Source organism: Stagnihabitans tardus, from assembly GCF_009925085.1.
In the GTDB taxonomy this organism is placed as follows: Bacteria; Pseudomonadota; Alphaproteobacteria; order Rhodobacterales; family Rhodobacteraceae; genus Stagnihabitans; species Stagnihabitans tardus.
The window spans coordinates 1-26,320 of the sequence record NZ_JAABNR010000026.1; the positions used below are offsets into that span (position 1 = coordinate 1).

The 26,320-nt window shown below is 64.9% G+C and carries 23 protein-coding genes and 2 pseudogenes; 12 read left to right on the forward strand and 13 right to left on the reverse strand.

What is annotated here, in order from left to right; all coding sequences use genetic code 11:
• The 8 genes and pseudogenes from GV832_RS22705 to GV832_RS18515 all read left to right on the forward strand — a co-directional run.
• A pseudogene (locus GV832_RS22705) lies at positions 1-119 on the forward strand (IS30 family transposase); the annotation flags it as partial.
• A gap of 68 nt (positions 120-187) precedes the next feature.
• A pseudogene (locus GV832_RS18485) lies at positions 188-1,198 on the forward strand (IS30 family transposase).
• Between the two features lie 404 nt (positions 1,199-1,602).
• Positions 1,603-2,670, forward strand: a complete 1,068-nt coding sequence (locus GV832_RS18490) for a sugar ABC transporter substrate-binding protein (RefSeq protein WP_227754527.1) — start codon at positions 1,603-1,605, stop codon at positions 2,668-2,670.
• 93 nt (positions 2,671-2,763) lie between these two features.
• Complete coding sequence (locus GV832_RS18495; RefSeq protein WP_168776369.1) at positions 2,764-3,717, forward strand: ABC transporter permease; 954 nt, start codon at positions 2,764-2,766, stop codon at positions 3,715-3,717.
• The gene (locus GV832_RS18500) at positions 3,714-5,228 is read left to right on the forward strand and encodes a sugar ABC transporter ATP-binding protein (protein ID WP_168776370.1); all 1,515 of its coding nucleotides are present in this window, start codon (positions 3,714-3,716) and stop codon (positions 5,226-5,228) included. Before GV832_RS18495 ends, GV832_RS18500 begins: the two co-directional genes overlap by 4 nt.
• Positions 5,229-5,232: 4 nt before the next feature.
• The gene (locus tag GV832_RS18505; protein WP_168776371.1) at positions 5,233-6,180 is read left to right on the forward strand and encodes an ABC transporter permease; all 948 of its coding nucleotides are present in this window, start codon (positions 5,233-5,235) and stop codon (positions 6,178-6,180) included.
• The gene (locus GV832_RS18510) at positions 6,177-7,631 is read left to right on the forward strand and encodes an NAD-dependent succinate-semialdehyde dehydrogenase (RefSeq protein ID WP_227754528.1); all 1,455 of its coding nucleotides are present in this window, start codon (positions 6,177-6,179) and stop codon (positions 7,629-7,631) included. Before GV832_RS18505 ends, GV832_RS18510 begins: the two co-directional genes overlap by 4 nt.
• A 37-nt stretch (positions 7,632-7,668) precedes the next feature.
• On the forward strand, positions 7,669-8,457 hold the full coding sequence (locus tag GV832_RS18515; protein ID WP_168776372.1) for an SDR family NAD(P)-dependent oxidoreductase: 789 nt from the start codon (positions 7,669-7,671) through the stop codon (positions 8,455-8,457).
• 29 nt (positions 8,458-8,486) lie between these two features.
• On the opposite strand, the gene GV832_RS18520 is transcribed toward GV832_RS18515, so the two are convergent.
• From GV832_RS18520 to GV832_RS18540, 5 genes are all read right to left on the reverse strand, one after another.
• On the reverse strand, positions 8,487-10,346 hold the full coding sequence (locus tag GV832_RS18520) for a sigma-54-dependent Fis family transcriptional regulator (protein ID WP_168776373.1): 1,860 nt from the start codon (positions 10,344-10,346) through the stop codon (positions 8,487-8,489).
• A gap of 49 nt (positions 10,347-10,395) precedes the next feature.
• Entirely contained in the window at positions 10,396-10,938 is a 543-nt protein-coding gene (locus tag GV832_RS18525; RefSeq protein ID WP_168776374.1) for a flavin reductase family protein, read from the reverse strand.
• Positions 10,939-11,064: 126 nt separating this feature from the next.
• Entirely contained in the window at positions 11,065-12,249 is a 1,185-nt protein-coding gene (locus tag GV832_RS18530; protein WP_168776375.1) for a CaiB/BaiF CoA transferase family protein, read from the reverse strand.
• 55 nt (positions 12,250-12,304) lie between these two features.
• Positions 12,305-13,393 (reverse strand): LLM class flavin-dependent oxidoreductase, encoded by a 1,089-nt coding sequence (locus GV832_RS18535; protein ID WP_168776376.1) that lies wholly within the window; start codon positions 13,391-13,393, stop codon positions 12,305-12,307.
• 55 nt (positions 13,394-13,448) lie between these two features.
• Positions 13,449-13,973 carry a flavin reductase family protein gene (locus GV832_RS18540; protein WP_168776377.1) on the reverse strand — a complete coding sequence of 175 codons (525 nt, stop codon included), beginning with the start codon at positions 13,971-13,973 and terminating at the stop codon, positions 13,449-13,451.
• Between the two features lie 284 nt (positions 13,974-14,257).
• On the opposite strand from GV832_RS18540, the gene GV832_RS18545 reads away from it, so the two are divergent.
• Complete coding sequence (locus tag GV832_RS18545; RefSeq protein WP_168776378.1) at positions 14,258-14,968, forward strand: SDR family NAD(P)-dependent oxidoreductase; 711 nt, start codon at positions 14,258-14,260, stop codon at positions 14,966-14,968.
• Here GV832_RS18545 and GV832_RS18550 read toward each other — a convergent pair.
• The 5 genes from GV832_RS18550 to GV832_RS18570 form a co-directional block, all read right to left on the reverse strand.
• Positions 14,965-15,579: a glutathione S-transferase family protein gene (locus GV832_RS18550; RefSeq protein ID WP_168776379.1), complete on the reverse strand. Its 615-nt coding sequence runs from the start codon at positions 15,577-15,579 to the stop codon at positions 14,965-14,967. The two genes, GV832_RS18545 and GV832_RS18550, sit on opposite strands and share 4 nt — an antisense overlap.
• A gap of 55 nt (positions 15,580-15,634) precedes the next feature.
• Entirely contained in the window at positions 15,635-16,768 is a 1,134-nt protein-coding gene (locus tag GV832_RS18555; RefSeq protein ID WP_168776380.1) for a substrate-binding domain-containing protein, read from the reverse strand.
• 147 nt (positions 16,769-16,915) lie between these two features.
• Positions 16,916-17,860 (reverse strand): ABC transporter permease, encoded by a 945-nt coding sequence (locus GV832_RS18560; RefSeq protein ID WP_168776381.1) that lies wholly within the window; start codon positions 17,858-17,860, stop codon positions 16,916-16,918.
• Positions 17,860-18,810, reverse strand: coding sequence for an ABC transporter permease (locus GV832_RS18565; protein ID WP_168776382.1), 951 nt, complete (start codon positions 18,808-18,810; stop codon positions 17,860-17,862). Before GV832_RS18565 ends, GV832_RS18560 begins: the two co-directional genes overlap by 1 nt.
• A gap of 10 nt (positions 18,811-18,820) precedes the next feature.
• A complete protein-coding gene (locus GV832_RS18570; protein WP_168776383.1) occupies positions 18,821-20,305 on the reverse strand; it encodes a sugar ABC transporter ATP-binding protein in 1,485 nt (494 codons plus the stop codon).
• Between the two features lie 621 nt (positions 20,306-20,926).
• Here GV832_RS18570 and GV832_RS18575 point away from each other — a divergent pair.
• From GV832_RS18575 to GV832_RS18585, 3 genes are read left to right on the forward strand one after another with little or no spacing between them, the layout of a single operon-like run.
• Positions 20,927-22,009, forward strand: coding sequence for an LLM class flavin-dependent oxidoreductase (locus GV832_RS18575; protein WP_168776384.1), 1,083 nt, complete (start codon positions 20,927-20,929; stop codon positions 22,007-22,009).
• A 53-nt stretch (positions 22,010-22,062) separates the two neighbouring features.
• Positions 22,063-22,836: an HTD2 family dehydratase gene (locus GV832_RS18580; protein ID WP_168776385.1), complete on the forward strand. Its 774-nt coding sequence runs from the start codon at positions 22,063-22,065 to the stop codon at positions 22,834-22,836.
• Positions 22,826-24,025, forward strand: a complete 1,200-nt coding sequence (locus GV832_RS18585) for a CaiB/BaiF CoA transferase family protein (protein ID WP_168776386.1) — start codon at positions 22,826-22,828, stop codon at positions 24,023-24,025. The genes GV832_RS18580 and GV832_RS18585 overlap by 11 nt, the downstream gene beginning before the upstream one ends.
• A 67-nt stretch (positions 24,026-24,092) precedes the next feature.
• Here GV832_RS18585 and GV832_RS18590 read toward each other — a convergent pair whose 3' ends face one another.
• From GV832_RS18590 to GV832_RS18600, 3 genes are read right to left on the reverse strand one after another with little or no spacing between them, the layout of a single operon-like run.
• On the reverse strand, positions 24,093-24,974 hold the full coding sequence (locus GV832_RS18590; RefSeq protein WP_168776387.1) for a DMT family transporter: 882 nt from the start codon (positions 24,972-24,974) through the stop codon (positions 24,093-24,095).
• 10 nt (positions 24,975-24,984) lie between these two features.
• Positions 24,985-25,353: a riboflavin kinase gene (locus GV832_RS18595; protein WP_168776388.1), complete on the reverse strand. Its 369-nt coding sequence runs from the start codon at positions 25,351-25,353 to the stop codon at positions 24,985-24,987.
• Entirely contained in the window at positions 25,350-26,129 is a 780-nt protein-coding gene (locus GV832_RS18600; RefSeq protein WP_168776389.1) for an SDR family oxidoreductase, read from the reverse strand. Before GV832_RS18600 ends, GV832_RS18595 begins: the two co-directional genes overlap by 4 nt.
• Positions 26,130-26,320: the final 191 nt, after the last annotated feature.

Genomic DNA, 26,320 nt, shown 5'->3' on the forward strand with positions numbered 1-26,320 from the left:
AGACCCCACGGAAGTGCCTGGGCTTCCGAACCCCCGCCGAAGTCTTCCGCGCCCATGTCCTTGGCCGAGGTCATCGCAAGGCGAAACTCTCCACCAAACCAAAGTCGCATCTGGGCTAGCGCGCCCAATTCAAGATTGAAGTGCGACTTTTGAGCAAAAACAATGCCTTGCTCAAAGGAGGATTCGCATGCCCCGCTCATATGTCCATCTCAGCCTCGAGGATCGTCGCAAGATCGCGCGCTGGCTTGACGCCAGGATGCCGGTTCACGAAATCGCAGCACGCCTCGGCCGCCACCGCGCAACGATCCATCGCGAGCTGAAGCGCAACCGCTTCGTCGATGCCAAGCTGCAGGATCTCTCCGGCTATTACGCCTTGAACGCCCAATCTAAAGCTGAAACCCGCCGGGCTGGCCTACGCAAGCTGGTCCGGCATCGCGACCTCCGTGACGTTGTCATCGACCGCCTCAAGTCCGGCTGGACGCCGCAACAGATCGCGGGTCGTCTGCGCGTGGATGGCCGCGATCTGCAGGTCAGCCATGAGACCATCTACCAGTTTGCCTACTCCAAAGACGGTCATGCAATGGACCTTTGGCGCCATCTGCCAGAGCATCGTCGCCGCAGGAGAGGCTGAGGAAAGCGGCGCTCTCAAGCCCATATATTCGCTGATGAATTGTCGATCAAGAACCGCCCAGAGGTCATAGGGACTCGCGAAGAGTTTGGTCACTGGGAGGGTGACCTGATCCAGTTCCGTAAGGAATTGGGCCATGCCAACGTCACCTCCCTGGTCGAGAGGGTCAGCCGCTTCACCGTCCTCCTGGAGAACGCTGACCGGAAATCGAAGCCCGTGATGGAAGGGATCATCGCGGGTCTCTCGCCCCTCCCGTTCCACGCGCGCAGGTCCATCACCTTCGACCGGGGCTTTGAGTTCACGGCCTGACCCCATTTGCAGGCAGGCCTGGGCGTCACGGTCTGGTTCTGCGATCCCCAGGCGCCTTGGCAGAAGGGCACCAACGAGAACATCAACGGCCGCGCCAGGCGGTTTCTCCCAAGAGACACGGACCCGACGGCGCTGACAAATCGCTCCTTGGCGGCGATTTGTCAGCGCCTCAACACCACGCCGAGGAAGTGCCTCGGCTACCGAACGCTCGCCGAGGTCTTCCGCGAAAGGGTCTTGGCCGAGGCAGGCACCCTGCCCTAACATCTCACCGGCTCAAATACGCGCTTCGGCTTGAATCCACAGGCGACTTACGTCGCGATGCCGCTTTGACACGGGCCTCGAGATGTCAGCCTCCGTTGCCGCAGACCTGGCCCAAGGCTGCGGGCCCCTGCCCCGCGCTTTGGCCAACAAAGCGCCCAGATGGCCCTGTAGCAACCCCATAGTGTCGCGTCTGAGACAGGCCCTGTGACAGGTCCTGCCGCTCATGGGTCAGTGGCCAAAACAGGGGGCTTCCCGCAGCATTCGGGACGGGAGAGGCCTGCAAGGCGTCAGGGAGGGGCGATCGCATCGCCATGACGCCATTCAGGGGATCGCTCTCATGAACCTTGCGACATGGGTGGCGCAGGGGGTTTTGGCAAAACCCAACCCTTCAGGGAGGAACAAGAATGATGATGAACAAACTGTCCGCCATCGGTCTCGCGGCGCTTCTGGCGAGCTCGACCGTGGCCGTGGCGCAGGATGACACGTCCAAGAAGCTTTACCTCGGCGTCGGCAATACCAGCGCCGAATACTGGACCCAGATGATCTGGGGCGCGACCCAGGTCATGGAATCGGTCGGCGGCACGGTCGAGGTCATCGGCAATGACTTCGACCCCCAGAAGTCGTTGCAGAACATCGGCGCCATCACGGCTCCGGGCTGCGAGGGCTGCATCTTTACCTGGTTCCCGGATTCGCCCGCCTTCACCAAGACCTTCGTGGAAAAGATCGCCGATGCCGGCGGTTTCATCACCACGCTGTGGAACCGGGCCGAGGAAATCCACCCCTGGGATACGGCTGCGGAAGCCTGGGTCGCCAATATCTCGTTCGACGGCGTCGATGCGGGCTATCAGAACGGCATGGCGCTCTGCAACGCCATGGGCGGCACCGGCGAGATCGTCGTTCTGCAAGGCGTGCTGGACAATGCGCCCGCCAAGCAGCGCACCATGGGCCTGGAGAAGGCCATTGCCGAATGCCCCGGCATGACCGTGCTGGAGATGCAGGTCGGCAGCTGGCAGCAGGCGCCCGCGCAAGACATCACCCGGACCTGGCTGACCAAGTATGGCGACCGGATCAAGGGCATCGTCGGCCAGAATGACGCGATGGCGCTGGGTGCCGTGGCGGCTCTGCGCGAAGCGGGTCTGGCTGGCAAGGTCTTCGTCACCGGCACCGACGGTTCTTCGGACGTCGTCAAGCTGATCGAGACCGGCGAGATGCTGTCCACCATGTCGGGCCTGAACGAATACCAGGGCGCGATTGCCGCCGCCTTGGCCTATGGCGCCCGCACCGGCGATATCAAGCTCTCTGACCTGACCGAGGCGCAGCGCGACTTCTTCGTCCAGCAGATCCTGATCACCAAGGAGAACGCGACCGAGTTCCTGGCGCGCAAGCCCGATCCGAAAGACTACACCTACGAAGCCATCAAGGCCGACTTCTGGGCCAAGTCTGCCGGCCAGATCCCGAACGGCGTCAACTGAAGCCTTCCTGCGGGACGCGCCCCTTGCGTCCCGCATCAAAGCTGAAGGGCTCTCCCCCTGGGGGGAGGGCCTGTCTCCGAAAGGACCTCGCGGATGTCTAAACTCTTGCAATCTCAGGGCCCGCTTCTGGCCCTGCTGGGCCTTGTTCTTCTGTTCTCGGTCATCACCGACAGCTTCGCCTCATGGGGCAACCTGGGGGCCGTGCTTGAGGCCGCCGCCATTCCGGCCGTCGTGGCCATCGGCCTGACCTTCGTCTTGATGCAGGCCTCCATCGACCTGTCGGTCGAAGGTGTGGCCTCCTTGGCCAATATCATTCTGGCGATCACCATCGCCAATTCGGTGACCGCCACCGATATCGGCCTGTGGGCCGTGCCCCTGGTGCTGGGCGTGGGCCTGGCCATCGGCGCCACCAGCGGGGCGATCTCGATCTATGTGCGCATGCCGTCCCTGATCGTGACTTTGGGCATGTGGCTGACCACGGTCGGCCTGGCCGCGCTCTTGTATCCCGGACGCCTGCCGCAGATCCTGGACACGCGGATCACCGGGCTGGCCATCGGCAAGGTCTGGGGGCTGAGCTGGATCGTCTATCTGACGCTGGCCCTGATCATCATGGCCCTTCTGGTCGAAAAGCACACCCGGTTTGGCCGCATGTGCCGTGCCATCGGGGAAAACGAGCCCGTGCTGGTCATGTCGGGCATCAAGGTCATCCGCCACAAGATCGCGGCCTTTGCCCTGGCGGGGGGCTGTTATGCCGCCGCCGGCATCCTGATGGGGGCCCGCATCGGCGTGGGCAACACGCAATCTGGCGTGGGGCTTCTGTTCCCCTCGATCGCGGCCTGCGTCCTGGGCGGCACCTTGTTGTCGGGCGGCCATGGCGGCGTGCGCCAGTCGATGATCGGGGTCCTGATCCTGGTCACCCTGCGCAACGGGCTGATCATGGTCGGCGTCGATCCCCTTCTGCAATCGGCGCTGGAAGGCGCGGTCATCATCCTCGCCGTGGCCGGATCGACCTGGCACCTGCGGCGCAAGATCAGGGTCATCAAATGACGGCGTTTTCTCTTGAGGGTATCTCCAAACGCTTCGGCGAGGTCACCGCGCTGGACAATGTCAGCCTGTCACTCAACGAGGGCGAGGTCCTGGGGCTGATCGGCCAGAACGGCTCGGGCAAGTCCACGATCATGAAGGTCATGGCGGGGCTGCACCGGCCCGACAGCGGCGTGGTCAAGGTGGGCGGGCGCGCCGTGCAGCTGCGCTCTCCGGCCGAGGCGGCGCTTGCGGGCATCGGCCTGGTTCACCAGGAGCAATCGCTGATCCAGGCGCTGAGCGTGGCCGAGAACCTGTTCCTGGACAAGCCTGCGGGCTCGACCTGGGCGGGGGTCTACCGCTGGAACAGCCTGCGCGACCGGGCAAAGGCACAGCTGGACAAGGTCGAGCTGGACATCGACCCCTTTACTCCGGTGTCCGCCCTTTCCTTCGGCCAAAGGCAGATGGTCGAACTGGCCAAGGTCCTGTCCTTGGAGGAACTGGTTCACGGCCACCTGGTCATCCTTTTCGACGAGCCCACCGCAGTCCTGAACCCGCCCGAGATCCAGGCCCTCTTCGGCCAGATCCGGCGGATCAAGCATCGCTCCTCGGTGGTCTTCGTTTCGCACCGGATGGACGAGATCCTCGATATCTCGGACCGGGTCTATGTCATGAGCGACGGGCGCAACGTGGCGACCCGCGACCGCGACGCCGTGAACCCGGACGAGCTTTACGAGCTGATGGTGGGCCGCCAGCGCGTCAACCGCAAGGACCGCAAGCCGCGCGAGGCCCATATCGGTGCAGAGCCGGCGTTGACGCTGAACCATGTGACGGTGCCCGGGGAGATCGAGGATATCTCGTTGAAACTGGCGCCCGGAGAAATCCTGGGCCTGATCGGCGTGCAGGGTTCGGGCGCGGAAACCATCCTGCGCACGGTCTTTGGCATGGCCGACGACTGGCAGGGCAAGATCGAGTATTTCGGCGCGCCCTTGGACATCGACACCCCGGCGCAGGCCGTGGCCAAGGGCATCGGCTATCTTCCGGCCGAGCGCAAGACCGAAGGCATGATCCGCAACACCTCGGTCTCCGAGAATGTGGCGATCACCTACGGCTGGCAGCATGGCCGCGGCGCGGGGTTGATCTCGCGGGCCAAGGAACGCGGGATGATCGAGGGCTGGGTCCGGAAGCTGGCCATCAAGACGCCTTCGATCGCGCATCGGATCGACAACCTGTCAGGCGGCAACCAGCAAAAGGTCGTCCTGTCGAAATGGCTGTTCGGCAAGACGCTGAAGGTCCTGATGCTGGACCATCCGACGCGGGGCCTTGACCCGGGCGCGCGCTCCGACCTCTTCGCCGTGATCCGCGAGCTGGCCGATCAGGGCCTGGCGATCCTCTTGGTGGGCGACACCTTGGACGAGGTCCTGACCCTGTCGGATTCGATCATCGTCATGAAGGACGGCCGCGTCAGCGCCCGGATCGAGGGGGTGCAGGCCGCGCCCCCTTCGGAAGAAGACCTCGTCAAGGCCATGGTGTAGGGGGATGATGATGGACGCGACCTTGCGTTTCCTGCGCCGCAATGGCGCGGTTCTGGTGCTTTTGGTGATCCTGGCCGCGGTCTCGACGGCGGCTCCGGGGATCCTGCGCTGGAGGGCGATCAACTCCTTGTTGCAGGACAATGCGCCGATGCTGATCCTGATCGTGGGGGCGACGCTGCCGATCCTTCTGGGCTGCCTCGATCTGTCGATTGCCGCCATGGCTTCCCTGGCGGCCGTGTCGGCCGCGCTCTTGTCGCCCGTGCTGGGATCGGCCTCGGTGCCGGTCGTGGTGGGGGGGGCGGCCGCCTTGGGAGGCCTTCAGGGCTGGCTGATCGGGCGGCTTCAGGTGCCCTCCTTCGTCATATCGCTGGGCGCGCTTGGGATCTTCAAGGGCGTGGCCATGTATCTGACGGGCGCCAACATGGTCGGCATCACGCCGGGCATCTGGATCTATGACCTCCTGGGCTCGCGCAGCTTCGGCATGTCGAATTCCTTCCTCTTGGTGCTGATCGTGGCGGGGCTCTTCGCCGCCATGCTGAAATTCACCAACCTCGGCCGAAACATCTATGCCTTTGGCGCCAACGAGATCGCTGTCTATATCTCGGGCGTGCGGCGCGATATGGTGCGGAGTTTCGCTTTCGCCACCTCGGCGGGCTGTGCGGCCTTGGGCGGGATCATGATGATCAGCCAGACGATGTTCGCCTCCGCCACCGTGGCGGGCAGCCTGCTCTTGCCCGCCCTTGTCGGCGTCGTCGTCGGCGGCACCGCGATTTCGGGCGGCGTGGGGGGTGTGCTCTCCAGCCTCATCGGCGGGTTGATCGCCATCCTGATCCGGGTGGGCGTCACCATCTCGGGCCTTCCGCCCGAAAGCCAGGACGTCGCCTTCGGCATCACCATCCTGATCGCCGTGGCTCTGACCACCGACCGCGCCAAGATCGGCGTGGTGAAATGACCCAAACCAAAGAGGCCGACATGTCTTCGAAAGCGGGATTGATCATCGGCGGCATCAGCCGTCCTTCCGGCAGCGCCGGTGTGCTGGAGCTTACCGATCCGGCGACCGACGAAGTCATCGCCACCCTGCCCAAGGCGGGCCTGCCCGAGGTCGCCGTGGCCTGCGAGGCCGCGCTGATCGGTTACGGCGAATGGTCCTCGGTCTCGCCCTATGAGCGGTCCAAGGTCCTGCGCCGCGCGGCCGACCTGATGCGCGCCCGCACCGAAGAGGCCGCGCAATGCCTGACGCGCGAGCAAGGCAAGCCGCTGGCCCAGTCGCGGCTGGAATGGGGCGGGGCGGCCGACCTTCTGGACTGGTTCGCCGAAGAGGGCCGCCGGACCTATGGCCGCGTCATCCCGGGCCGCGTGGCCGAGGCTGACCTGCGCGTGTTGCGCCGCCCGGTGGGTCCGGTCGCGGCCCTTGCGCCGTGGAACTTCCCGGCCTGGGGCATGATGCAAAAGATCGCCCCGGCCCTGGCCGCGGGCTGTTCCGTCGTGGCCAAACCCTCCGAGGCCACGCCCCTGACCACCTGGCACATCGCCACCTGCCTGCTAGAGGCCGGCCTTCCGCCCAAGGCGATCTCGGTGATCTGGGGCAGCTCCTCGCTTCTGTCCGAGGCGCTGATCAAGGCGCCCGAGATCCGCAAGGTCTCGCTGACGGGTTCCACGCGGGTCGGGCGGATCGTGGCGGCTTTGGCTGGGCAATACCTGAAGAAGGTGACGATGGAGCTGGGTGGTCATGCCCCGGTGATCGTGGCCCGGGATGCGGATATGTCCAAGCTGATCCCCCTGGCCGCGCAGTGGAAGTTCCGCAATGCTGGGCAGGTCTGCGTCTCGCCGACCAGGTTCCTCGTCGAGGATGCGGTCTATGACGACTTCGTCGAGGGCCTGGCCGAGGCTGCGGGCAAGGTGAAAGTCGGTCACGGGCTCGAAGAGGGCACGATGATGGGCCCCTTGTGCACCCGCAATCAGCGCAACGTCATCTCGTCCATGGTGGCCGATGCCCGCGCCAAGGGGGCCCGCGTGGTCGCCGGCGGCGATGCCATCGGCAATGTGGGCAATTTCCATGCGCCCACCGTGGTCGCCGATGCCACCCCAGACATGCTGGCGATGAACGACGAACCCTTCGGCCCCCTGGCGCTGGTCGCCCGGATGGGGTCGATCGACGAGGCCCTGGCCGAGGCGAACCGGATGCCCGTGGGCCTCGCCTCTTTTGCCTTCACCACCAATTCCCACACCCAGGCCAAGATCACCCGAGGGGTCAAGTCGGGGATGCTGGGGGTCAACCACTTTGCCATGGGCCTGCCGGAAACGCCCTTTGGCGGGGTTCTGGACAGCGGCTTTGGCTCGGAAGGCGGGATCGAGGGGCTGGAGGCCTATACCGTGCCGCTGCTCGTCTCGGCCATGGTCTGAAATCAACGCCCTTCGGGGCACATAACGGGAGGAAATCATGTCTCAATTCTCATTGGAAGGCCAGATCGCCCTGGTCACCGGGGGCGGCCGCGGGATCGGTCTTGGCATCGCCACCAGCCTCGCCCAGGCCGGCGCCCATGTGGTGATCGCCGACTACACCAAGGACCTCGCCGAGGCGGGGGCCGATGCCATGCGCGGCTTGGGTCGCAAGTCGGCCGCCATCGTGGTCGATGTCCGCAAGCCCGAAAGCGTCACCGCCATGGTCGATGCCACGGTCAAGCAGTTCGGCCGGCTGGACATCGCAATGAACAACGCGGGCATCGTATCGCTGGGCGGCATCGGAGAGCTGACCGTCGAACAATGGGACGACTGCATGGCCGTCAACCTGCGCGGCGTCTTTCTGTCGACCCAGGCCGAGGTCGCCGTGATGCGCAAACAGAAATACGGCCGCATCATCAACACGGCCTCGATCGCGGGCAAGGTGGGCTTCCCGGCCCTGTCGCATTACTCGGCCACCAAGTTCGGCGTGATCGGTTTCACCAACGCCGTGGCCAAAGAGGTCGCGACCGAGGGCATCACGGTCAACGCGCTCTGCCCCGGGATCGTCGGCACCGGCATGTGGCGCGGGGAAACCGGCCTCTCGGGCAAATGGGCGCTGGAAGGCGAAAGCGAAGAGGCTTCGTGGGAACGTCACCAGAAGATCTTCCTGCCCCAGGGCGTGGCCCAGACGCCCGAGGACATGGGCCAGATGGTCGTCTACCTCGCCTGCGCGCCGCATGTGACGGGCCAGGCCTTGGCCGTCGATGGCGGCTTCTCGCTGGGTTGATCCCTTGGCCGGGGGGAGACCCCCGGCCTTTACGTCTCGTCGCGGGCCTTCTGGATCTGGATTTTCCGATACAAAGTCGCCCGCGACACCCCCAAATACCGAGCCGTCAAAGAGACATTGCCGCCGTTGTAGCGCAAGGCCGCCTCGATCTTGGAGGCCTCGGACTGCGAGCGCGCCGTCAGGTCCTTGCGGGCGATCTCGTCCACGATGTCATCGGGCAGATGCTCCATCCCGATCAGCTTGCCATCGGCCAGGGCCACGGCATGGCGCAAGGTATTGCGCAGCTCGCGCAGGTTGCCGGGCCAGTGGTAATGCGACAGGACCAGCCGGGAATCCTCGTCCATCTCGACCTCGGGGCGGCCGAGTTTCTCGCGCTCGACATGGAAGAGGTCGCGGATCGTGGCTTCGAGGTCGGGGGCGGCACGCAAGGGGGCCAAGGCCACCTGCCCGCCCTTGAGCCGGTGCATCAGGTCCGTGCGCATTCGCCCGTCGCGCACCAGGGTATCCAGGTCCTGGGTCGAGATCACGATGACGCCGATCCCATTGGCCCCCGCCTGCCGGTCGTTCTCCAACAGGGCCAGAAGCGCGGTCTGCCGGGTCTCGTCCATCTCGTCGATGCGGTCGATCAAGAGACAGGACCTTTGCCCCGTCAGCCGCGCCTGCAACAGCGCGCCCAGATCGACCTGGGCCTCCAGCGAGGCGCAGTCGATGAAGACCGTCTCGGCCTCGTCCCCAAAGGCGACGCGGGCCACGGCCTTGGCGAAGGCGGTCTTGCCCGAGCCCGACTCGCCGGTCACCACCAGGGGCAACCCCGCCGACAAAAGCCTGCGGGCGCGGTCCATGGCCTGGGACAGGATCGGGTTGATCCGCAAGGGTTCCTCGGCCAGATCCACCGTGCGCAGCGTGGGCGCCGTAGCCCGGGGCGACACAAGGGCGCGCGGCGAACGGGTGCGGGTCTCGGGATGGGTCAGGACCGCCTGCAGGCTGCGGCCCTGGAAGTTCAGCCGGATCGGCGCATCCGGGCGCAGATCGGCAAACGACTGGTCCAATTCGAAGATCTCCTCGGCCTGCTGGCCCACAAGCTGGCCAACAGGCCGCCCCAAGAGCCGCGTCGCAAAGGAAGACCCGTCCAGCACGCGGCCGTTTTCATCCAGCGCCAGGCGGCCCTCTTCGGCAATGTCGCCGGTCTCGCCATTGTCGAGGATGCGCAGCATCAGGTTGCGCCGGTTCAGGCGACCGAAATAGCCATTCTCGATCCGCCGAGCCGAGCGCTCGACGATCTGCTGCACCATCTTGTTGACCCGGGCATCGGCCTGCCGCGCGGTCGTCACGTTGATCACGCTTTCGATCGCCCCGCCCCGCCCGAGAACGGGAGCCGTCAGACAGGTCAGCCGCTGTGTCGCCGCCCCGTAATGCTCGGCCCCCGCGATGATCACCGGCTTGCCCACGCGCAGGCAGGTGCCCACGCCATTGGTGCCCTGGGCATCCTCGGTCCAGACCGAGCCCGGGATGACGCCCGACCCGGCCAGGTCGCCCAGATACTGGTAATCGCAGCGGAAGAGCATCATGGCCCCCTGCGACGAAGCCAAGGAAACAAGGTATTCGCTGTCGACCAGCTGGCGGAACAGGCGTTCCACCTCGGGTTCGGCGATGCGCAGGAACTCTTCGCGCTCTTGCATCAGGGCCTGGATTTCAGAGTGGCTGAGCACAGCCGCGCGCGGCACTGCATCCGGAAGCAGGTTGTAATCCGTCAGGCAGCGCTTCCACGACTGTTCGACCAGATCCGGCAATCGTGCCTCGGCAACGCCCCGCGCCCGCAGGATGCTTTCGATTTCGCTGGACAAGGGATCGTTGAACCCCTTCGCCTCAAGTGCTTCCGTCTCCCACATCTTGCCCCTCCCAAGACAGATGATGTGTCGACCCTACATGCCGCAGGGCCTACGCATATTCTCTTCCCGCGAGCCTTGCGGCCCGTCCGTTTATCCAGATCAATGGCTCCCTGTCGTCATATCCTTCGCGGCCCAGTCTGACACCGACGATGCGTCCGATAAAGACGGTTTGATCCTCATGCGCATGGGCGCCCTGTACGTCACAAAAGAAGCAGGCCGTGGCGCTGTCCAGATAGGGCAGTCCATGGGGCCCGACCGACCAGCGGCCAGAGGCAAACCGCTGCGCGCGCAGGTCGCTGCGGCTGAAGCGGTCCAGAAGGTCGATCTCGTCCGCCGCGATCTGGTTCAGGCAGAAATAGCTGCTGTCGCGGATCGCCGGATAGGCCGAGGCCGAATGCTTGACGGCGACGATCATCGCCGGGCGATGGCTTGAGAATGGCACCGCCGTCGTGACGGCAAGCCCGTGGTTCACGCCCGCCCGATCCTTGGTCGTCAGGATCGAGACATTGACCGGCGTCGCCCGCAGCGCCTGGCGCATGCTGTCCGAGAAGTCCGGATCGACATCTTTGCAAGGCAGCGCATGGGCAGGCATGACCATCCTCCAGGTCCAAAAGGGATGTGATCCTCAGGGCCAACACCCAGACTAAGCACGTTCGCGCGCCGCAGCCATGTCAATCCTGATAAGGGTTAATGTCTCAGCGAGTCTCAAATGAGACAGTCATTTCACCACGCGCGCCTCGGCCAGGGCCGCGATCCGGTCGGGGTCGAGGCCGAAGCGCGCCAGGACCTCGCGGCTATGGGCGCCGATTGTCGGCGGCGCCCGGCGCACCGAGCCCGGGGTGCGATCCAGTTTCACCGCGATGCCGGGGCCCTTGTAGCCGTCAAGTTCCACGACCATCTCGCGGGTCGCGGTATGGTCCAGCGCCAGGGCCTCGTCCACCGTCAGGACCGGCGCGCAGGGCACACCCAGCTCCATCAGCCTTTGGAAAAGCGGCATCCCGTCCAGCTTGGACAGGGGCGGCAAGAGCGCGGCCCGCAGCGTCTCGCGGTTCATCACGCGGTCGCGGTTGGTGCGATAAAGCGGGTCGGTGCCAAGGGCCTCGATCCCGAGTTCGGTGCAAAGCGTGCGGAACTGGCGGTCGTTGCCGACGGCCAGGAACAGGGGCACGGTGGCGGTGGGAAAGAGGTCATAGGGCACGATGTTGGGATGGCCGTTCCCGGTGCGCGAGGCGCGTCCGCCGTTCAGCACATTCGAGGCATGGGGATGCAACATGGCAATTGCGGTGTCATACAGCGTCACCTCGACCTGCTGGCCGCGCCCGGACCGGTTGCGTTCCAAGAGCGCCAAAAGGATGCCCATGGCGCCATACATCCCGGTGCAGGTGTCCACGATGGGGATGCCAATGCGGCAGGCGTCGATATCGGGCGGCCCATTGACCGCCATCAGCCCCGATATGGCCTGAAGCGCCGCGTCATAGCCCGGAAGGCCGCCGAACTCGCCTGTCTCGCCAAAGCCCGAGACCCGGCAATGCACCAGGCGGGGGAAGCGGCGGTTCAGGTCCGAAAGGTCATCCACCCCCCATTTCTTCCAGGTGGACAGCTTGAAATTCTCGATGAAGACATCGACCTGGCCCAAAAGCTCGAACAAGAGCGCCATGCCCTCGGGGCCCGACAGGTCGAGGCCAAGGTCCTGCTTGTTGCGGTTCAGGCCCAGGAAATAGGGCGCCGTGCCGTTCACGAAGGGGGGGCCGTAGCCCCGCGTGTCGTCGCCGTCAAAGCTTTCGACCTTGATGACCTCGGCCCCGTGATCGCCCAGAAGCTGGCCCGCAAAGGGTCCGGCCAGAACGCGAGAGGCATCCAGAACGACGGTGCCGGTCAGGCAGCCTGCGGGGAATTGGGTCATGGCATCGGTCCTTGGAAAGGGGCGCGGGGGGGAGCCTCCCCGCGCCCGGGTCGCATCAGCCCGCGTTGATCACGGGCAGCACGTCTTCGGCCAGGCGGCGCATGGTCAGACGCTCACGCTCGCGGTTGTTGCCCGAACCGTCCATCGCGGCCTTGAGCAGCGTGTTGAACGGGCCCGAACGCTCGCGCAGCGACATGATCTTGTCGATGACGGTCTTGCGCGAACCATAGATGACCGAGGCCTTGACGATGGATTCCACCGTCACGTCCTTGTCCTCCATCGTCGGGATCGGCTTGATCACGGCGGTGTAATTGGCGACCTTCAGGACTTCCCACAGGTAGTCGAAGTAGTAGAAGTCCGAGCCCGCCGGATCCAGCAGCCAGTCTTCCGCCTGGGCATCCGAATCGGCGATCAGGATGTTGCGGGCGACCGACCATTCCTTGCCCGTCGGCTTGATGCCCATGGCATCGCAGCCCTCGACATACTTGTGCCAGTGGTTGATCACAGTGCTTTCCGGCGCGAAGTTCGCGGTGATCGGCTTCCAGCCCTGCTTGATCGCATGGGCGACCGAATTGCCATCGGGCGACATGGAGGACAGCGAGATCGGGGGATGCGGCTTGGTATAGGGTTTGGACATATAGCCCACGCCCAGCTTCGGAATGATGTTGTCCGTCAGCTTGATGTGCCAGTGCTTGCCCTTGATGTCATAGGGCGGGTCTTGGCTCCAGATCTTCTTGATCATGCCGATCGACTCGGCAAACTTCTCGGCCCGGACCGATCCGTCCAGCACGTCGAAAAGCTCCATGTCCGAGGCCAGGCCACCCGGCCCGATGCCCATGTTGAAGCGGCCCTTGGTCATGTGGTCGAACTGCGCCGCCTGACCGGCAACCTGCGCCGGGTGGTGGTTCGGCAGGCAGATGACGCCCGTGCCAAAGCGGATGTTCTTGGTCTGCGGGATCAGCGAGGCCAGGAACATCATCGGCGCGGTGATCGGCTCGGTCGAGGCCGAATAGTGCTCGCCGATCCAGGTTTCCGAAAAGCCGAGCTGGTCGGCGTAGATGATCTTTTCCGTGTTTTCCGCCAGAACGTCGACCAACGGCTTGTCGGCCGGGTGCAGCGGCATGTGGAAGAGTCCGATTTCCATAGTGTTCCTCCCAGGAGTGGTTGCCCTTGCGGGTGATGTGCCTGACGGCTTGGTGTCAGGGGTTCGAATGCGCGGTGACGGAGGCCCGTTTGCCGTTCAGCCAAAGGATTGGCGCGGCGGTTTGGGCGATGGGGTCGGGCAGGACCACTTGGGTGACCTTGCCGAAAAAGACGGTATGGGTGCCGAAGTCATGGGCCTCGGCCACCTGGCAGACATGGGCGCACAGCGCGCCCTTCAGGATCGGGCCTGCGGCGTCGATCCAGTCCCCGGGGGTGAAGCGCTGATCGCGCAACTCGCTGCGCGAGAACCGGTCCAGCAGGCCTGCGTGGGTTTCGCCGATCAGGTTCAGCGTGAAGGCGCCCGAAGCCGCGATCACCGGGTGGATCGAGGCGCTGCGGTTCACCGCCACCAGCATCGAGGGCGGCTCCATCGAGAGCGAGCCGGCCGATGTGACCGCCATGCCGTGCCAGCCCCCCGCAGCGTCGCGCGCGGTCACCAGCGAGACCGACGCAACCACGAGCCGCAGGCTGGCCCGGAACGCCTCGGGCAAAGGTCTGATGAGCGTCTCTGGTGCCGACATTGCGACGGCCCTCCCCAGCGCCGTATCCTGCGGCGGGCTGTTGATCACCCGCTTTGGGCTAGATTTCCCAACAACTTGGCCCCTTGGAAACTGGCCCAGATGCATCAGGGGTGTCCGGGGCCCTGTCTCAGAAGTGACAGTTGCGACAGGTGGAAAAAAACGCGTGGCGACACAGGCCAAGGGCCGGTTCCAAGGCCGGGTGGGTCGCCGCTGTCGCAGAAGAGACACTTGCCTGCCCCCTGCCCCCGCGCCTTCCTGTGCCCATGGGGATCAGGGGTGAGACGATGGCAGAGACATGGGCGGTGGTGACCGGCGGGGCGCGCAACATCGGCCAGGCCATCGGGAGGCGGCTTTTGGCGGATGGGTTCCGGGTGATCACCCTGGACATCGTGACGCCAGAGGATCCGGCCTTGCAGGCCGATGCCCGGCGGGTGGATCTGTCGGACCGCAAGGCCGCCGAGGCGGTCTTTGCCGAGGTGGCGGCGCTCCCGGTCGCGGTCCTGGTGAACAACGTCGGGATCGTGCGGCCCGCCCTGTTCGATGCGGTCGATGTGGATGACTTCGACGCGGTGATGCATCTGAACACGCGGACGGCGCTGATCGCGGCCAAGGCGCTGGTGCCGGGGATGCGCAGGCTGGGCGGCGGCCGGATCGTGATGAACACCAGCCGCGTCACCTTGGGCAAAGAGGCGCGGAGCCTTTATAGCGCCTCCAAAGGCGCCTTGCAGGCGATGGCGCGGACCTGGGCGCTGGAACTGGCCGCCGATGGGATCACGGTCAATTGCGTGGCGCCGGGGCCGATTGCCACCAGCGTCTTCTGGGCCAACAACCCGCCCGAAGCCGACTACACCCGCAAGCTGATGGCCAGCATCCCCCTGGGCCGCATGGGCACGCCCGAGGATGTCGCCAACGCCGTCAGCTTCTTTTGCGACGCACGGTCAAGCTTCGTCACCGGCCAGACGCTTTATGTCTGCGGCGGCGTGACCGTCGGTTAAGTCTCGTCCTGGAAGGCGGTCGCCCGGACCGAGGGCCTTTCGCTGAACCCGGCATGCCAGGCGGAAAGCAGGGGCCGACCCTTGCACCACTCCTCGGCCCCGAAACGGAAGTCAAGGTAACACAGCGCCACCCCGATGCTCAGGTGGCCGATGTCGAAGGACCGGGCCTGAAGGTCGGGCATCCGGGCCTCCAGCCAGTCGAGGACCGCGTTCATCTTGGTGCGCCAGCCCTCGACCAGGGCCTGCGACCGCAGTGCCTCGGGTCGGAGGCGCGTCTCGACCAGCCAGGGCAAGGCAACGTCGATCAAACCGGTCCCAAGCGCCTCGTTCCTTTCGTCGATCAGGTCGCCGGGGAACAGCACCGGCCCGCCGCGCCCATTGCGATCCACCCAGCGGCAGATGACATGGCTGTCAAACAGGACCTGGCCCTCGTCGGTCTCCAGCGTCGGGATCTTGGACAGGGGGTTGGTGGGCAGGAACCCGACCAGCGGCGCCATGGGATCGACAGGGGTCCGGACCCGGGTGACCTGGTCGGCCATGCCTTTTTCATGCAGGGCGACCATGACCTTGCGGACATAGGGCGAGCGGGGGGACCAATGCAGGACGGGCATGTCTTTCCTTCCGAAAGGATATGCTGCGGCCCCGCAAGGCCGCAGCATGAGGTGCTTACTGCGGATATTCGACCGAGAAGGTGGTGGGGTCGTAGTCCGGGATGCCGGTCGACAGGATCAGGTCGTTCGGCTTGTCCAGACGGGCATAGTCTTCGACCCACTTGTCAGCCTTGACCGAGACCGTTTCGTCGCCCTTGGTGATGGCGACATCGACGCTCATCTCATACTGATGCGGCACCGGCTTGCCGGCCAGGATGTCCAGACCCACTTCCAGCGCGACACCCCCCATGGCGGGCGGGTAGTCATAGTTGAACGCCGGTTGCTTGTTCTGCACCGCCAGCTTGACGCAGCCGTTCAGGTCGGCGCAGGTGATCGGCGGCAGGTCGGTCCAGCCGGCCTCGACCATGGCCTCAATGGCGCCCGAACCCTGCAGCCCGTGGTCGTTCCACACGCCGTCGATCTGGTCGCCATACTGCTGGATCAGCGCAGCCATGACCTGCTTGCCCTTGGCGGGGCTCCAGTCGGTATATTGCATGTCCAGGACCTTGATGTCCGGATAGTTCGCAAAGACCTCCTGCGCCGCCGCGATCCGGTTCACGGCCACCGAGACGCCCGCCATGCCCGGCAGCATGACGATATTGCCCTTGCCGCCCAGCTTTTCCACCATCCACTGCGCCGACATATGGCCATAGACCATGTCCGAGGCGGTGATGAAGGTGGTGAAGTTCTCGGACGTGATGCGGCGGTCGACCAGAACCACCGGGATGCCCTGCTCGTAAGCTTGCGTGACGATGGCATCCAGCGCTTCGGCGGTGGCGGCCGACACGATCAGCAGGTCCACCCCGCGCGAGATCAGGTCTTGGACGTCCGAGACCTGCTTGGCCGGGTCGTCATTGGCGTCGGTGATGATCAGCTGCTTGATCTGGTCGGCATTGTCATGCGCCGCCTGCTGGATCGAGGCCAGCATCCCCACGCGCCAGGAATTCGAGATCGAGGCATTCGAGAAGCCGATCGTATAGGGACCGTCCTTCTTGTATTGCGTCGTGTCCATCATGGTGGCGAGCGAGGTGCTCCACAGCATGGTGCGCGGCGCGCCCTTGTAGCCGGTCTTGTCGGCATCCTGCGCAAAGCCGGCCGTGGCCGTGGCCAACCCGGCCACCAGCGCGAGATTCAGAACTTTCTTGAACATCTTGTCCTCCCTTGGACGGTTTTGCCCCCGCATCCTTTTGACCGGGTGGCGTGTCTGGCACTTGAAAATCTGGCACGTCAAAACTCTGGGGCTTTTCCTCCCAAGGGGCGCACCCCTCCGGTTACGAGAGAGCCCCGCTCTCGTAGTTCAGGCCCGGCGGACGTAGATGGCGGCCGCAGCGATGATCACGATGCCCTTGATGATGATCTGGAACTCGATCGGCATGCCCAGCATCAGGACGGCGTTGAAGACGACGACGAGGATGGCGGCTCCGAAAAGCCCGCCCAGGATCGTCCCGCGACCGCCCGAGAGCGCGACCCCGCCCATGACGGCCGCCACGATGGAATCGAGCTCGAAGCCGCGCCCCACCCAGTTGTCGACGATGCCGACGAAGCCCGAGTAGATCAGCCCTGCCAGGGCCGCGAGCCCGCCCGAGATGACATAGCTGGCGATGGTGATGCGGTCGGCATGGATGCCCACCAGCCGCGCCATGACCGGGTTGCCGCCGGTCAGATAGACCTGCCGCCCATAGGTCGTCTTGTGCAACAGAACCGAAAAGACCGTGGCCAGAACCACCAGGATCATCAGGTTGTAGGGCACGCCGTAGAAGGTTTGCGAGCCCAGGACCCGGTAGATCGGCGGCACATTCCCCGAGGGCGCGCCTTGGGTATAGGCAAAGCGCATCCCCTGCAGCAGCGTCATGGTCGCCAAGGTGACCAGAAAGGGCGAGACATTGCGCTTGGTGATCAAAAGCCCGTTCACCAGCCCCGTGGCCAGGCCAATCAGCATGGCGACCACGAAGACCGGAAAGGCGTCGCTGTCCTGTCCGCTGAAGGTCGTGGCCACTACGGCGGCCGTCGCCATGACCGAGGCCACCGACAGATCGAGGCCCCTCACCAGGATCACCAGCACCTGGCCGATGACGACGATCCCCAGGGGAGCGGCCTGCAACAGCATGTTCGAGATGTTGTTGCCGCTCAGGAAGGCCGGCGACAGGATCGCGGTCACCCCGATCAGGGCGGCCAGGACGATATGGATGCCGTAGGTCCGCAGGATGTCGCGGGCCGGCGCCATTTGCTCGGTATGTGCCATCAGACCTTCCTCTTGTTCTCGACATAGACAGAGACGGCGATGATCACGATCAGCCCCTGCACGATCAGTTGGAAATGGGTGGAAAGGCTCAGGAAGTTCAGCAGGTTGTTCAGAAGCGACACCATGTAGACCCCCATGAGCGTCCCCATGACCCCGCCGCGCCCGCCGCTGAGAAGCGTGCCGCCGACGACCACCGGGGTGATCGAGGTCAGGGTGAAGTTCTGCCCCGTATAGGGCTGGCCCGAGCCAAGGCGCGCCACCAGGAAGATCGCCGCAATCGAGGCCATCAGCCCGCAGAACCCATAGGCCAGGAACAGGACCTTGTGGCGCGGCAGGCCCATGAGCTGGGCGCCGGTCGCATCGTCTCCGGTCGCATAGATATAGCGGCCGAGCGGCACCTTGCGCAGGAAGATCGCCGTCAGGACAAAGGCCGCGATGGTGACGACGGCTCCGATCGGCAGGCCCAGGACCTTGCCATAGGCCAGTTGCGAAAAGCCCTTGGGCATCTTGCCGATGGGCGTCTGGGTATAAAGGAGCGTCAGCCCCTGCAGGATCGCCCCCATGCCCAGCGTGACGACCAGCGGATGGACTCGCAGATAGATCGAGGCCCCGGCATTGATCAGCCCGACCAGGATCCCCGCCCCCATGATCGTGGCCAGCGCCACGACCATCATCAAAGGATCGCCATTGGTGATCCCGGACAAAAGCACCGAAGCCAGGCTGATCATCGAGCCCACCGACAAATCGATGCCCCCAGTGATGATTACCAGGGTTTGCCCCAGGCTGACCAGGGCAAGGGGGGTGGATTGCTCCAGGATGTTCAGAGCATTGGAGGCCGTGCCGAAGGTCTCGGAGACCAGGACGCCAAAGATCGTCAAGACCAGGATCAGCGCGATCACGGTCAAAAGACCGCCCCGGCGCTTGGTGAGAAAGGTGAATGTTGCGATCATGGTCATGCCCTCAGGACGCGCGTTTCTGGGTGGCGGCTTGGATGATGCGGTTCTCGGCGATCTCGTCCCCGCGCAGCTCGGCGGTGATGACGCCCTCGCGCATGACGTAAACCCGGTCGGCCAGGCCGATGACTTCGGGCATCTCGGAGCTGATCATCAGGACGGCCAAGCCCCGGTCGGCCAGGTCGCGCATGATGCGGTAGATCTCGGCCTTGGCGCCGACATCGACGCCGCGCGTCGGCTCGTCCATGATGATGACCTTCTTCGAGGTCCGCGCCCACCGCGCCACCAGGACCTTTTGCTGATTGCCCCCCGACATGGTCAGGACGGCTCCCTGCGGCCCCCGGCAGGCGATGCGGTAATTGGCGATCTCGGAGACCGCGATCTCTTTCTCGCGGCCATGGTTCAGCCAGCCCTTGTGGCTGACGCTGCCCAGATCCGAGGCGCTGATATTGGTCGCCACATCGGTCAGCATGGCCAGACCCTGGCCCTTGCGGTCCTCGGTCAAGAGGCCGATGCCCTTTTCGATGGCCAGCGAGGGCGTCATCCTGGTGAAGGTCTCGCCGCCGATGGCGACCTGGCCGCCGATCATCGGCAGCCCGCCAAAGATCGCCATGGCCAGCTCCGTGCGCCCGGCGCCGACCATGCCCGAAAGCGCGGTGATCTCTCCGGCGCGGAGCTCCAGCGAGGCGGAATGGACGCGGCCCTTGACCGAGATATTGGTGGCCGTCAGCACCACCGGGCCCGGCGCGCTGGATTTCGGCGGGAAAAGTTCGCTCATGTCGCGGCCGACCATCAAAGAGACCAGCCGGTCATTGGTCATCTCGGCCAGGGTCTCGGTCGCGACGAACTGCCCGTCCTTGAAGACGGTGACGCGGTCGCAGAGGTCGAAGATCTCTTCCAGCCGATGCGAGATATAGATGATCGCCACCCCGTCGTCGCGGAGCGCCCGCAGACGGCCGAAGAGCAGCTCGACCTCATGGCCCGCGATCACGGCGGTGGGTTCGTCCAGGATCAGAAGCTTGACCTTGTGGACCAGCGCCTTGGCAATCTCGACCATCTGCTGATCGGCCACCGAAAGCTCGGAGACCAGGGCATCGGGGTCGATGGAAACGCCCAGCCGGTTCAACAGGTCAAGCGCGTCCTGACGGGTGCGGCCATGGTCGATCCCGTTCAGGAATCCGCGCCGCTCATGGCCCAGAAAGATATTCTCGGCCACGGTCAAATTGGGAAACAGGACGAATTCCTGATAGATGACATGGATGCCCGCAGCCTTGGCGGCGGCAGGCGAATCCCAATGGACGATCTCGCCGTCGAATTCGATCGTGCCCTCGTCGGGCTTGTGAACCCCGGCGATAATCCGCGTCAAAGTCGACTTGCCCGCGCCATTCTCGCCCACCAAGGCGTGTATTTCCCCGGCCTTCACCTCCAATTGCACATTGGACAGGGCCTTGACCCCAGGAAAGCTCTTGGAGACCTTCGATATCGTCAGCATTGTTCCCCCCGTATCGGCTTGCGGTTTCCCTCCCGCGCAAGCCGACCGCTGTGTGTGGACATCTGTCGCATCCACTGGGGTCAGGATGATACGCAGCCCCTTGGCCGGACAACTGCCCTTATGTGACACACTGGGAATTCGCCCCTGTCGCACCTCGCAACCCAATGTATTACAGTCATTTTTTTAGCGGCGTTGCGAAAAGGGCGCCCGGATGCCTGCCGCTTTTGGCCCTGGATTGAGACAGATTGCCGCAGGCCAGGCCGCGATGCCTGCGGCAGCGCAGCGAAAGACCGGGCGTATTTCTGCAGCCGCGAAGGCACCCGGCGCCCGGACGCGACAAACTGTCGCTTCTGAGAAGAAAAATCTCACGAAACGCGACGCGGATGAGGCGCTGGACAGAGGTCCATCACTTCGGGATTGTCAAACCAGATGTGCAATTCGGAGGAGCTGCACATTCTTCGGATCCCGCGTTGCGACACTGAACCCGCTGACCCGTTTCAGCAGGATCAGGGCCTATGTCCCCAGAAATTGGGAAGGCGTCGAATTCGGGAATTCGAACACATCAGATTGTCAATTCGTCGGGCCGAACCCGACCCTGGCACCAACCGGAGAGGAATTCACATGGTCAAACTTGGCACTTTCGCGATGCCCCTGCATCCGCCGCACCGCGCGCTTCACGAGATCCTGAAGGAAAACCAGGACAAGATCATCAACGCCGACAAGCTGGGCTTTGACTATGCCTATGTCGGCGAGCATTTTTCCTGCACGACCGAACAGATCGCCTCGCCGCTGATCTTCTTTGCAAGCCTGATCAACCAGACCAAGAACATCAAGTTCGCCACCGGGGTCATGGGCCTGCCGCAGCACCATCCGGTCATCGTGGCGGCCGAAGTGGCGCAGCTGGACCACATGTCGGGCGGCCGCTTCATCTGGGGCATCGGGCCGGGCGGTCTGGCCTCTGACCTCGAGGTCTTCGAGCACAACGACCACGCCGAGCGCAACGAGATGCTGGCCGAGCACCTTCGCATCGTCCTGGACATCTGGAAATCGGACCCGCCCTACGACATCAAGGGCAAGTACTGGAACGTCTCGATCAAGAACTCGATCTACCCCGAGCTGGGGATCGGGTCGATGAGCAAGCCCTTCCAGCTGCCCCACCCGCCGATCCACATCTCGACCATGTCGCCCGACAGCCCGACCGTGGCGCTCGCCGCCCGCAAGGGTTGGGTGCCGATCACCGCGAACTTCTGCCCGCATGAGACGGTTTACGGCCATTGGAAGCAGTATGTGAAGGGCTGCGCCGATGTGGGCCGGGCTCCGACGGGCGAAGATTGGTCGGTGGCGCGCAACTTCCTGATCGGGGAAAGCGATGCCCAGGCCGAAGACTGGATGATGGATCCCAAGGGGTCCAGCCACTACTACTACGACTACATGTGGAAGGTGCTTCTCGCCGCCGACTATACCACGGTGGGCAAGCCCGACCCGACCATCTCGAACGAGGATTGGGGCGTCGAGCGCTTCATGCGGTCCTCGATCATCTGGGGGTCGAAGAAGACCGTCCTGGAAAAGATCATGGACCTGCGCGAGAAGTCCGGCCCCTTCGGCACGCTTCTGATGGCAATGACCGATGGCTCTGGCCCGAACTTCGAACGCGAGCATCTGACGATGCAGCGCCTCGCCGAAATCCGCCCGATGATCAAGTGAGACCCCGCTCCGGCATCCGAAAGGGTGCCGGAGCCCTTTCGAAGGGACCGCCCATGCCGGTCGACATTTTCACCCTGGCCCAGGCGCAACGCGTGGCGGTGATGCTGGGCCGCGACCCATTGGCGCTGGCGGACGGAGACCCCGTGCCGCGCGGTTGGCATTTCGCCATGCTGGCCGGGCTGACTCCGCGCAGGCTCCTGCGGTCCGACGGCTTCCCGGGGCTTGGCGTGGTCATGCCGCAACTGGACCTGCCCCGGCTGGTGCTGGGAGGCCGCAGCACGATCTTTCACGGCGACCTGGTGATCGGCGCAGGCCTGCGCCGCGAGAGCTCCCTGGCCAGCGTCGAGGCCAAGACGGGCAAGGCCGGGCCCTTTGCGGTGGCGAGGATCGACCACCGCCTGACCTCTGGCGCGGCCGAGATCACCGAGACCCAGACCTATATCCTGGCCGGCCCTCCCGCCCCGGCCCCCAAACCCGCGCCGATCACGCCGCCCGAGGGTCGGGCCCGTGTTGTGACGCCCGACGATTTGATGCTGTTCCAGTATTCGGCACTTGGCTTCAACACGCACCGCATTCATTTCGACCGCGACCATGCCCGCAGCGAGGGCCACCCGGACCTCGTGGTCAACGGCGGCCTGGCCTCGCTTCTGGCGCTGGAGTTCCTGCGCGACCTGGGCCTTCGCCCCGCCTCGATGAGCGCCCGCCACATGGCACCGCTTTACGTCAACCGCCCGCTGACCCTTCTTGTCGCCGATGCCAGGGTCTTGATCCTGGATGACGAGGGCGTCCTTGCGGCCGAACTGGTGATGACTTTCGATGACCTATGAGCCGCTGAAGGGCACCCGCATCCTGGACCTGACCGCCGTCGTCGTGGGCCCCGCCGCCACATGGCGCCTGGGTCAATATGGCGCCGAGGTGATCAAGGTCGAAAACCCCGAGGGCGATCTGATGCGGGGCCTTGGCGGCCTCTCGCCCACCGGGCAGCAGGCCGGGGCCTATCTGCACCTGAACCGGGGCAAGCAGAACATCTGCCTGAACCTGAAGTCGCCCGGCGCGGCGGAGGTCATGGCGCGCCTTGTCGCCTGGGCCGATGTGATCGTAGCCAATATGCGCCCCCAGGCCCTGGCCCGACTGGGGCTGGACGGAGCCACCATCCGCGCCAAGCACCCCGAGAAGATTTACTGCCTTCTGACCGGTTACGGATCGGAGGGCCCCTATGGCGGCTTTCCGACCTATGACTCGGTCGTCCAGGGCGCGGTCGGCCTGCCAGGCCTGACGCTGGCCCGCGACGGGGCGCCGCGCTTTGTGCCTTTGTTGGTCTGCGACCATGTGGTGGGCGAGATTGCGGCAGGCGCGATCATGGCCGCGCTCTTGAACCGCGCCCGCACCGGCCAAGGCGTCACGCTGGAAATCCCGATGTTCGAGACCATGGCGACGCTGGTCCTGCAAGAGCACCTGGCGGCGCAGAGCTTCGATCCGCCGGTGGGGCCCTATGGCGATCAACGCCTGCTCAGCCCCTTCAACCAGCCGCTGGAAACCCAGGACGGCTTCATCGCGGTGACGATCAACACCGATCCCCAGGTCCGGGCCTTTCTGACCGCGACCGACCGGGGCCACCTGATCGCCGACCCGCGCTTTGCCAGTGTCGCCGCCCGGGCGGTGCATGTGAAAGAGTGGTTCGAGGTCCGAGGCACACCCCTGACCCAAAAGACCAGCGCCGAATGGCTGGCGCTGTTCCGTGCAGCGGACATCGCCGCCATGCCGGTCCATACGATCGAGACCCTGCGCCACGACCCCCACCTTGAAGCCGTGGGCCTGATGCAACCCGAGGATCATCCGACCGAAGGCCGCACCACCGTCCTGCGCAGCTCGATCCTGGCCGATGGCGCGCCCCTGCCCTTGCGCACGCCCTCGGCGGGCAAGGGGGCCGATACGGCGACGGTCTTGGCAGACTTGGGCTATTCCGCAGCCGAGGTGCAAGCTTTGCTGGATCAAGGGGCGGCGGCTTCCGCCTGACCCATTCCAAAGGCATCAACGACAAAGGGCCGCGCAATCCGCGCGGCCCTTTTGCTTTGGGATGAGATCAGGCCAGCGCCGCACCGAAGCTTCGGCCGCGCTCGGACCACAAGAGATAGGCGGAACCGGCAAAGACCATCAGGATCCCCGGCCAATAGGTCATGTCGGGGGCAAAGCTCAGCACCAGCCAGGACACCAGGATGTTCGAGAAGAGCTTCAGGTCGTCGAAAGGCTGGACATAGGCCGCATCCGCCGAGGCATAGGCCAAGGTCAGGAAGCTTTGCGCGAAATACATGATCGCGCCGCCCAGAAGCAGCAGCCACAGGATGTTGCCCGTCGGAACCTCGAACCCGGCTTGCAGCGAGAAGACCAGGTTGACGGGGGTCAGCAGCACCAAAAGCCACAGGGTAACCCCGGTCTGCGGCTCGTCCCGGGTCAGGCGCTTGGTGATCAGCGAGGCCCCGCCCCAGGTCACCGCCGCCGCCAGGGGAAGCAGGGTGGCCAGGGTAAAGCCGCTCTCCCAGGGGCGCAGCAGGATCATCGCGCCGGCAAAGCCGACGATGGCCGCGATCCAGCGGTTCAGACCGACGCGCTCTCCCAATAGGACCGCCGCGCCGAACATCACGAAGAAGGGCGAGGTCATGACCAGGGCAATCACATGCCAGGGCGCCATGCCGGAGGCGAAGGCCTGGGTGAAGGCCTGTACGCCCAGGACCGACAGGCCGATCCGGGCCAGGTGCAACACGGGGTGGCGGGTCTTCATGGCAGAGAGCCCGTGGCGCCAGATGAAGGGCAGCGAAAAGACCGTCGCAATCGCATACTGCCAGAAGGCGTCGGACTGCGGCTTGAAGCCCATCTTGTAGGTAACCGTCCAGGTCACCGCATTGGCCAGGGCAAAGCAGATCCCCGCCAGCACCATGAAGCCCGCGCCTTTCATATTGCTCGACATCGGTGCCTCCCTAACCTGCGGTGATGGCGCGGGCCTGGTCCATATCGCCCTGCATCGCGGCGATCAGCGCCTCGACCGTGTCAAAGCGCGCTTCCGAGCGGATGAAGGCCAAGAACTCGACCTCGATCTCCTGGCCATAGATATCGCCTGCGAAATCCAGGATATGGGTCTCGATCCTCGGGTCCGCCCCGTCGAAGGTCGGCCGGGTGCCATAGGAGGTGACCGAGGGCCAGACCTTGTCCTCTCCGGCAATCCGGGTCTGCGAGGCATAGACGCCGTAAGCCAGGGGGGCCGCCGCATTCAGATTGGCGGTCGGAAAGCCCAGGACGCGGCCTCTTTTGTCGCCATGGGCGACGATCCCCTTGATGGTCATGGTCATGCTCCCCCCCTTTGGCCGCGCTGGCGGCCTCCATCGACGACCAGATCGGTTCCGGTCACAAAACTTGCGGCCTCCGAGCAGAGGTAAAGCGCGGCCTGCGCGATATCCTCGCCCCGCCCCAGCCGCCCCAGGGGCAGGCCGGTGGAAAGCCCGGTCTCTTCGTAAAGCCGTTTGACGCCCTCGGTGCCACCGATGGGACCCGGAGCGATCGTGTTGCACAAGATGCCGTCGGGGCCCCATTCGACGGCCAGCGAGCGGATCAGCGACATGACGCCGGCCTTGGCAGCGGCGGCATGGGCGCAGCCCGGCCAACCCTCCAGCGCGCGCATCGTGGTGATGGCGATGAAACGCCCGCCATGGGGCGAAGCCTTCAGATGCGGATGGGCCGCCTTGGCACAGTGGAAGGTGCCGTGCAGGTCGATGTCCACGACGGTCCGCCAGGCGTTGAAGGACATCTCGGTGAAGGGCACGACGAAATTGCCCGCCGCATTGGCCATCATGATGTCCAGCCCGCCGAATTCCGCGACGGCACGGGCCACGGCCGCTTGCACCGCCTCGGGCTCGCGCACATCGGCGGCGACGCCAAGGGCGCGCCCGCCTGCGGCCCGGATCGCCTCGACCGCCTCGGTCACCCGGTCGATCTTGCGGCTGGCCAGGACGACATTGGCCCCCGCACCCGCAAGCGCCTGGGCGATGGCAAGGCCGATGCCGCTGCCCCCTCCGGTGATCAGGACCGTCCGGCCCTCCAGAAAGCCCGGCGCGAAAGGCGAGGTCATGACCTTGCCCCCGCTTCAGCCCGCCGGAACGCATCCCTTGCGGGCCTGTCTGTCTTGCATGTCTTCACGGCAGGCTCCTCCATCCCATGCGGATGCTGCCGAGCTTCGGGACGCAGGGCAATTGTCCCTTCTGTGACACTGCGCCTGTCCCGATCCGCCGCGATTGAGGCATGGACAAAGGACCGCCCCGC